General features: G+C 69.2%; 3 protein-coding genes. All 3 read right to left on the reverse strand.

Features of this window, described 5'->3' with window-relative positions; translation table 11 throughout:
• On the reverse strand, nt 1-525 hold a 525-nt coding region (locus ACI2LP_RS34040; RefSeq protein WP_404728404.1), incomplete at its 3' end, for an RNA polymerase sigma factor.
• Between the two features lie 824 nt (nt 526-1,349).
• Nucleotides 1,350-2,120, reverse strand: coding sequence for a sugar isomerase domain-containing protein (locus ACI2LP_RS34045; RefSeq protein WP_404728405.1), 771 nt, complete (start codon nt 2,118-2,120; stop codon nt 1,350-1,352).
• Nucleotides 2,121-2,149: 29 nt separating this feature from the next.
• Nucleotides 2,150-3,079, reverse strand: a complete 930-nt coding sequence (locus ACI2LP_RS34050) for a MurR/RpiR family transcriptional regulator (protein ID WP_404728406.1) — start codon at nt 3,077-3,079, stop codon at nt 2,150-2,152.
• Between the last annotated feature and the right edge of the window lie 92 nt (nt 3,080-3,171).

Below are 3,171 nucleotides of genomic sequence, written 5' to 3' on the forward strand. Positions count from 1 at the left end.
CTCCTCGCTGCTGGAGGTGCTTTCGACATGCACGGCCAGGTAGGCCTCGCGCAGCCCTTCCCGGGCCCGGGACGCCAGCGAGCCGACCCCGCTGGCGCCCATGCCGAGCAGGTCGGCGACCTTCGAGGCGGGTTCCTCCTCGACGGCGGTGTGCCACAGCACGGCCTGCCAGCGCTCGGGCAGCGAGCGAAACGCGCGGATGACGAGGCTGTTGTCCTCCAGACGCAGTATCCGCTCCTCGCTGCTCTCCGCCTCGGGACTGTCGGGCAGGTTGCCGAGCCACTGCTCGAAGTCGGCCGACAGCTCGGTGCGCCGTGCCGTGCCCGCCCATTCCGCGGCGACGCGGCGGACAACGGTGAGCAGATACGGGCGCCAGGCGGCCTCCGGACCGGCCCCGGACCGCACCGCCTGCAGCGTGCGGGCGAAGGCTTCCGAGACCAGGTCCTCGGCCGTGTGCGGATCACGGCAACACGTACGCGCATAGGACAGAACCGCCGAACGGTGCCGCCGGTACAGCTCCTCCACCGGAGCATCCGAGACTAACTCTCTTATCCGTGACGTGAGTTCGGCGTCGGACAGGGAGTCAACACTATCACCGGACATGCGTAGCAAGGCCTTTCGATGAGGCGGAAGCGACATTGTGGCCGATACTCGAATGCCAGTGGGAGCGTTTGGGGTAATTCGCTTCGGCGGGGTAGCGGGCGGCGGCACAGAAGTCTGAACAGCTCGAGATGACCTTTGCGACCGCAAGTACCATGGCAGCGTCGGAGAGCGGCTGCTGCAGCGGTCGCGAGCCGAGGAGTAATTGCATAGGAGTCTTCCACTCATCTCCGGTGGCAGATGACAAGTGTGGGAGGCGATGGAATTCTCTCAGCTGTAATCCGTGCGTCACTCCGACGGGTTGACGGAGGTGTACGAGGGCGCGCCCGATGCGAGTGCCCGGCCGTCGACGAGACAGCAGAGCCGTGCGGCGCCGTAGCAGTTGCACGTGAGCACACGACCGGCGCGCCCCACCCCGGAGGCGGGTCATTCCCCTCCAACCAGGTGAGCATGGAGAGTTGCATCTCGTGCCCGGGCTCGTCGGCGCGGAGTTCGACGCGCAGAAGACAACTGCCGTCGCAGCTCGTGCCCGAGAGGGGATCGATGCGGAACAGCCGCCCTTCCCCCGTGGTTCGGCACGGGCCCATGGCGACAGCGATGTTGACGGCATTCCGGTGCAACCGCTGGATGCCTCTGTGATAGTCACGAGGGTGCTGCGAAATAGGTCGGCGGCGGAGGCGGTTGCCGGCTCCGGGGCCCGGCGGCCTGGTACGGGTTGTGCCCGTTCGTGCGGTGCCGGGCCGCGGCCCTCAGGAGGCCGAGCGTCGGATGCGCCCGGCATAGCGTGCCTCGGCGTCGTCGTTGCTCACGTCGCCGCCGGCGATGTTGGCCGACAGGTAGACGTCCGGACGGATCCCCCGGTCGAGGAGTCGGATCACGGTCTCGGCCGTCAGGAGCTGGGCGATCAGGGCGTTGCCGATGGAGGAGACAGCGCAGACCGAACCGCCGTCGGGCAGCGGCAGGACGGAGTCGCCGTGCGGCGCGCCGTTGTCGATGACGACGTCGGCGAGTTCGAAGAGCTTGCGGCCCGAGTGGTGGCGGGAGGTGATGCCGGCGGTGTGGGCCAGCGATGTGATGGCGACCACCGGGTGGCCCTCGGCCTTGGCGATATGCGCCATCTCGACGACCGATCCGTTGCCGCCGGACTGCGAGGTGACGACGAAGACGTCCTTCGGCTGGGCCTTGACCAGGTCGTAGATGCGCCGTGCCAGGACGGGGTCGCGCTCGCTCTTCGGGTCGGCCAGGACCTCGGCCGGCTCGCCGCCGAACAGGACGATGTCGCGCAGGGCGATCCGGTTCGTGGCGATGAGGCCGCCGGCCCGGCCGGCCAGTTCCATGGAGGCGGCTTCGGAGTGGCCTGAGCCGAAGGCCTGCAGGACGCCGCCGTCGGCCAGCGAAGCGGCGATGATGTCGGCGGCCCGGCCGATCGCTTCGCCCTGGGTGTCGGTGATGTGCGTGATGAGCCCTTGGACGGCCGTGACGTAGTCGGCGCTGGTCAGGGCTATGGGGCTGGTGGGCATGTGGCTCCCGTCATTCGGTGCCTGTCGCTTCAGGTCGGTTCTGCGGTGCGGGGCGGGCGGGGTTTGGAGGTGCGGTGCGCGGCGACGGCGCGGACCGCGATCTGCAGTGACTCCTCGGCGCGGCCCCGGTCACGCTGGGCCAGTGCCGCGTAGATGCAGTCGAGGACCGTGGTCTGCGGGTGCGTGCAGGACAGTCCGCCCGGCCGGAAGGTTCCCTCCCGGACGGCAGTGGTCAGCACGATGTCGGTGACCGATGCCAGCGGCGACTTTGGGAAGTTGGTCACCGCGATGGTGGTCGCCCCGGCGGCCCGCGCCGTTTCCAGCGCCTCGATCGTCTCGACCGTCTGGCCGCTGTGCGACAGGGCGATCGCGACCGCGCCTGGCCCGAGCAGCGCGGCGCTGGTGAGCGCGCTGTGTACATCGGACCAGATGCAGCAAGCGAACCCGGTCCGGTGCATGGCCAGCTGGAACCCTGTGGCCGGCTGCACGCTGCTGCCGACTGCATAGATGTCGATGCGGCCCGCGCCGGTGATCGCCTCGACGGCGGCCGCCAGCGACTCGAGGTCGAGCTGCGCGGCGGTGTCGTAGATGGCCCGGATGTCGGCGCCGGCCACCGCCGCGACGATCTCGGCGAGCCCGGCCTCCGGACCGAAGTCCCCGTCGGCCGGGAGGTCGCCCCCCCAGGAGCCGCCCTCCCGGGCGGCCTCCGCTGTCAGAGCCAGCCGCAGCTGCGGATAGCCGGCCAGACCGAGCGCCTTGCAAAAGCGCATGACCGTAGAGGTCGAGGTCTGGCTGGCAGAGGCCAGTTCGCCGATGGTCTGTCCGGCGGCGGCTGTGCCGTCGGCAAGGACCAGTCGGGCCACCCGCTGTTCAGCGGCGGTGAGCTCAGGGATGAGGGCCCTGATGCGGGTACCGAGCGGCACTTCGTCGCCGGCATTCGATGTCGGACGCTTCGGCATGGCAGAAAATTACAGTTGGAGCTTCCAATGCGTCAATGATTGCCGAGATGCCTTTCCTCCTGGCATGCTGCCGCTGCGCCAACGGCCCGTGT

The organism is Streptomyces sp. NPDC019890 (genome assembly GCF_044903445.1).
Classification (GTDB): domain Bacteria; phylum Actinomycetota; class Actinomycetes; order Streptomycetales; family Streptomycetaceae; genus Streptomyces.

Bases quoted from the DNA above. Each gene is read 5' to 3' on its own strand.
- ACI2LP_RS34045 (WP_404728405.1), bottom strand. From the start codon at position 2,120: ATGCCCACCAGCCCCATAGCCCTGACCAGCGCCGACTACGTCACGGCC.
- ACI2LP_RS34050 (WP_404728406.1), bottom strand. From the start codon at position 3,079: ATGCCGAAGCGTCCGACATCGAATGCCGGCGACGAAGTGCCGCTCGGT.